The following is a 4,872-nucleotide window of genomic DNA, read 5'->3' on the forward strand; positions in this document are numbered from 1 at the left end:
CTCTTAAGTTTTGCGGCTGCGGCTGCAAGCTGATCGAACTTTGCTGAAAGAGCCGCTTTAGTGCCGTCGTCGACGTTCTCCCCAAGCGCGGCCGCTTTCGCATTGAGTGCCTTTGTCTCGTCGGTGCGAAGCTCCACAAGCTTGGTGGCGGCAGAGACTTGGGAATCGAGACTAGATGCTGCCTTCAGTGCGTCGGTGACCTCCTGCGTACAGACGCTCTTGCTGCCACCGCCCACTCCGCCGGCCGCGCCAACGAGGGTCGCCACTTTGACTAGGCCACCGATGACGTTTGATATGAACGCTACGGAGTGATCGTCAGCGCTGGCATTTACACTTGCGATGCCTCCGTCGTCGTAGTAACCGACCTTAATCGAGCTGGCCTTCAGAGGACTCGAAAGGCTATTAAGGTCCAAGGTGAAGCGCTGCAATGGATCCGGTCGTGCCTGGACTGCTTTCACGTCCGCGCTAATCATTGCGTGTAGCTCCGGATCGCACTTTGTCACGGTACGCATTACTTCGATGTCGTACTGCGTGAACATCAGCGAATAAGGTGCGCCGATGCGCGCCGATTTATCGCCGGGGTCGCTTTTCTTGACTTCGAGTTTCGTAGTGCAGCCTGTGCCTATGACGACGACAGCGACTAGGAGCGTGACGCCATAATCGAAGAGCATGGTCGAATCCCCTCTCAGCTTCGGTACGTGGTCGAGAGCCCAAGCGCAGGAACTAGTGGCCACGTGGCAGTCGCTCCGCGTAGTAGGCGTAGGCGATCCTTGACTCATGGCGGTTAACTGCGTGGCCGGCTACCGGGCACGCGCGCTGCAGCGTGCACCGAATTAAGCGCCTCGGAACAGACCACGTTCAATTGCCCCATTCGGCCGTATCTGCTTCGTTACAGCGCAATTCCGGCAACTTCCGACGAGCTTTCGGTGCCTCGGAACACTCACTAGCTGATAGCCGTCAGCGGGCCTTTTGCATTCCGGAGCCGCCAGTGCAACGCACTTCGCCGGACGATTGGTGATGAAGCGTTCGGCCCAAGTCGAGAGGCGATACAGACTTGTAAGTGAGTGAATCCTTCTCTCGAAGAAAGCGCCTAACACCCGATTGACTCGGGGTAGGCGGAGCGGGCCGAGGGTGGCGGGTAGGGCCATGCGACTCTACAGCAGTAGCCGATGAGTATCTGCACAAGTTCTCGATGGGAATGACTAGGTCCGCTTCCGACCCAAAGCGGACATCCCGACGTTCAGAGCCCATCATCAGCTGGTCCGGCCTTGCAACTATCGCTTACTCGGGCCGCGTGGGCGGAACGTGCCAGGCGCTGCGGCCCTTGGCGGCGGGCAGTCCCTACGCGTATAACCGAACAACCGGCCTGTACGTTCAAAGGTTGGCTCGTCCAGTACGTAAATCTTGCGGTGATACCGCGGACACGAGGAGAGTACTTATGGCAATTAAACCTGGTCCAAAGCCGATTGCCAAGTCGACGGGTAAGCCGGATAAGCGGCGACGGGATAATAAGGAGACCCCAGGCAATATCCCTTCTCTCAAGCCTCACAAGCATAAAAAGGGTAGCTGACCGGCTCGTATCTACCTTGCAAAGGTCCGCTTTTGGCCGAAAGCGGTCGTAGCGCAGGGCGATTAGTCGGTGTTATCGAGGGTAGGCAGGGACGGCTTTCGACCCACGCCTGGTCGATTGGAGTGGGGGAAGGGCTGGACAGGCATCAAACGCAGGTGGCGTCAGTTCTAAGCGCGCGCCGAAGGCCGATTGGCGCGGGCGGGGCAGAGCGGGCTATGCTCCGGCGGGATGTCCGCCTTCGACTCATAGTGGACCTTGCTATCTTTACGCCTTCACAGGGGAGGATCGGGATGAGCTGGATTAGTCGACTGAAATCGTCGCTTGGTTCTAAGAATGTAGACGTTGAGAAAAAGATAGTTGATGTGGCATCAATCCGTTACTCGATGCCGACGGTTGCTTCCGATGTCCTGACCTTCGTCGTGCCTACGCAAGCATCATTTGATGGGGCGCCACAGTTCCACGAAGACGAGTGGTGTCAGATCGAATTCCTGCCTGCGGCCGACCTAAAAGAGCTCCAGACCACCCTTGCCGAGTACAAGATTTTTTGAGGCGACCCATCGATTGCAGTATGGGTGGTCTCAGATATTCGCTCGCAGGTTGACTAGAACTGCGCTCATCGAGGGAACAGGTGCTGTCGACAAATTGGCGGCGTTGTTCGGGACAACTCCAATCAACGCGCCAATCCTGACGACCGCATCTCGACCGCTTGGACAGGTTGAAAACGGTTTTGCCATCAAGCCATTGTCAGACGTGCTGCTCTACGGCGTAGTGGACAAACGCGGCATCACTGCGCTTGGTGCAATGATTCAAGGAGACGACAGGCAGCTCTCTCAGGTGTTCGCCAAATTGCACTCGTCTCTTGGATTCATACTGGTCGACTGGCGCCAGCAACTTGCTTTCTGCTCGGTTGGTCTGGACGGAACCTTTGCGATTTGGCGTCCATGAGTGCTTCAAATGCTTCTTCAATGCTGTGCAATGTGTCAACGGCCTGGGCGATTCTCCATTTACCCATGACATGGACCTAATCCATTCGACAGGGCAGGGCGATTAGGGATGGTTATCGGGGGTAGAGCAAACGTCCGCTTTCGACCCATAGCAGACACCGGAATCGCTGACGCGTCCTTTGCGCGACAACGCGAACGGCCGAGCCAGATTGCCCTGGATCACCGGCACGCAGATCGACACGGTGCCCCCGGGCTTCGGTGCGCGCTCCCCTTCACATGTAGGGTTGCAAGCAACCTATCTGCCGTCCACTCTGTACGTCGGGGTGGCTAGCGCAAATGCGGGCGTCGTATTCCTAATGGTGGGTGACATTCTCAGGTAGACTAAAGTGAACTAATGTGTACACGGCAAAGTTGCTTCAGAGGTACACCGCCTAGGTCTGCGAGCACTTCTACGAGATCAGGCCGGATGAGAATTTCGGCGCCGACCAGTGCATGCGCCTCAACGCCGTACCCGTTCGATCGCACCCGCCAGGTGCGCATGACTACGGCGGGGTTGCCCGAAGCGTCGCTCCACCGCAATGCTTCCCCTTGGGGAGACGGGGTCAGCTCGTTGGTGAGGCGCAACAGCTGCGGGGGGATCAAAAGCAGGGCCTGTCCTAACCAGTCGTCGATATGGTCGCTGCGCATGGGCTGCGGGCTGTCGATATCGATGATCGAAGGTGAATCCGGCAGGTCCCACCACTCGTTGCTCAGGCCGGGTGCCATCGGAGCGGCTTTGTCCGGCACGACCGCACCGTCGGGTACATAGACAGCCGCAGCAAAAGCCTGCGCGACGTGATCCGCCTCTAAGTAAGTCTTGTCGTCCCGGCGATAGAAGGACGTCTCGTACCAGGCAGCACGAATCCATTTAGGATATGGACTTGCATCATGTGGAAGACGTTCCAAGTCACTCAGCCCCGGGCGCGCGGACTGCGCTGGGTCACGAGCCGGTCGTGGCACGCGGCTGGCCTCGAGCGCCAAATGTAGTCCCGTGCGCGGTAGGATCCAGCGCAACACATCGCCGTCGTCAGGGTGCGGGGCAGTGTGTTCGCTCGACGTGTCGATCAAGCGTGCGAGAACCTCGTCCATCGCAGCGACATACAACTCGGTAGGCCAGTTCAGCACATCGGCGCGGGGCACCACATCGCGACTGCGCCCTCGCGCAAGCTCTAATCGCTCGTTGACGAATTCTTTAGTCGCCTCTGCCTGAGATGCCGGGTCGCTCAGGCGACGGAGGATGTGCTCGGGCAGGTCGGGCCACAGCTCAGTGAGCGCTGCAAGACCATCGCCTCGGGTCGCCAATTCGAACAAGGCGCGCGCCCAGGGTCGAATGGCGAGCTCTGGTTCGGAACTCCCACAATGGCGCGCAGCCTCAGGCTGCCCAGCACGACCGAGCAGGCGACGGGCCAACGACGCCACGGCCCAAGAATTTCCACGGGCGTGCTCATGGAGCAGGGGACTCAGCGCGTGGATGAGCTCCTCGGGGCATAGTGGCAGCTCGTCAAGGACCTGAAGGATCAACTGCAGGCTGGATACGCATGTGTCGCGCGATAGTGCGCGTGATAGCGCGGGCGTGAATAGCGTCGGTCGAATCGCGACCAGCCGACGGAAGGCACCCAGTGCTGCCTTCTTGCGGTTGAGGCCGGGGTCGCTAATGCGAGCCACGAGCAGGGCGGCCAACGCTTCGTCATTTGACCATGCCGGACGACCCGCGGCCACCAAGGGCTCGAAATACAGCGCCGCTCCTGGTAGCGGCAACCGGGCGTTAATGATCGCAAATGCTTGCCACCACGCCGCCTGCGCGACGCCGGGCTCGCCCCATCGAGCTAGCTGCTCGACCAGATGGCGAGAAACACCAAAATACTGGCCGCCGCGTAATTTCTCGGCGACCTCCTTCGCTAGGGTCGCCTTCGCCAAGCCCGCATTGAGCTGCATCGCGTGGTCAAGCAGGAATGAGCTCTCCAGCCCGCCCATCGTCCGCCAACCGCCGCCACCGCGAACACTAGTGTAGGCAAGGGTGTACGCCAGAGCCGCCGCGTCGCTATCGCCGCTTCGCTCAAGACATTCCGCCAAGAGCGGCAACGGGTGCTCCGACTGCCTGGACCAGCTGGGTGTCTCGCGCGCGAGCAGGTAGAGCAAGCGGTGAGCCTCGGTAACTTCCCCGCGCGTGAGCATGTCAGGCAGGCGGTAGGAAAGGGGCAAGACGAGGGCCTGCACCGAATCCCGGTCGAGTTCAACCACATTGAGGGCCGAGCGGATGCCGACGACCAGTTCGTTGATCCGCGCGTCGGGTACGAAGACCGGTGCACGGGCTATCCT

4 protein-coding genes are annotated in these 4,872 nt (G+C 59.7%); 2 read left to right on the forward strand and 2 right to left on the reverse strand.

All coding sequences use genetic code 11. The features are described 5' to 3' along the window. On the reverse strand, positions 1–671 hold a 671-nt coding region (locus tag AC1DSN_RS18350; protein ID WP_477332090.1), incomplete at its 3' end, for a hypothetical protein. A 1,189-nt stretch (positions 672–1,860) separates the two neighbouring features. Here AC1DSN_RS18350 and AC1DSN_RS18355 point away from each other — a divergent pair. Both AC1DSN_RS18355 and AC1DSN_RS18360 read left to right on the forward strand, forming a co-directional pair. Beyond that, positions 1,861–2,118, forward strand: a complete 258-nt coding sequence (locus AC1DSN_RS18355; protein ID WP_477332092.1) for a hypothetical protein — start codon at positions 1,861–1,863, stop codon at positions 2,116–2,118. A gap of 94 nt (positions 2,119–2,212) precedes the next feature. Continuing rightward, complete coding sequence (locus AC1DSN_RS18360; protein WP_477297948.1) at positions 2,213–2,515, forward strand: hypothetical protein; 303 nt, start codon at positions 2,213–2,215, stop codon at positions 2,513–2,515. Between the two features lie 380 nt (positions 2,516–2,895). On the opposite strand, the gene AC1DSN_RS18365 is transcribed toward AC1DSN_RS18360, so the two are convergent. Then, on the reverse strand, positions 2,896–4,872 hold a 1,977-nt coding region (locus AC1DSN_RS18365; protein ID WP_477332094.1), incomplete at its 5' end, for a hypothetical protein.

It is taken from the genome of Luteibacter sp. P4_D7_3, from assembly GCF_056401735.1.

Excerpts from the sequence above, each read along its gene's own strand:
- AC1DSN_RS18355 (WP_477332092.1), top strand. The coding sequence starts at position 1,861 with ATGAGCTGGATTAGTCGACTGAAATCGTCGCTTGGTTCTAAGAATGTA.